This is a genomic window from Lactobacillus corticis (assembly GCF_018327645.1).
In the GTDB taxonomy this organism is placed as follows: domain Bacteria; phylum Bacillota; class Bacilli; order Lactobacillales; family Lactobacillaceae; genus Lactobacillus; species Lactobacillus corticis.
Window position 1 is genome coordinate 1 of sequence record NZ_BMAY01000056.1, and the last position, 222, is coordinate 222.

The following is a 222-nucleotide window of genomic DNA, read 5'->3' on the forward strand; positions in this document are numbered from 1 at the left end:
CGGCGACGGACAAATGGAAGGCGAACGAAGCAACGGGATGACCTACGTGCAGGCCATGAGATACGTGATTCTGCCGCAGGCCTTCAAAGCAGCGCTGCCGCCGCTGGGGAACCAGTTCATCAACCTGATCAAGAACTCGTCGGTCTTGTCGTTCGTAGCAGGCTTTGACCTGATGTACCAAGCCGACACGGTGGCCTTTTCCACGTATCAGGTAATCCCGAC

Annotated in this window: 1 protein-coding gene; it reads left to right on the top strand. The window is 56.8% G+C overall.

What is annotated here, in order from left to right; translation table 11 throughout:
• Nucleotides 1-222, top strand: a 222-nt coding sequence (locus tag KI210_RS08695) for an ABC transporter permease subunit (RefSeq protein ID WP_212781471.1), incomplete at both ends; no start/stop codon positions are given.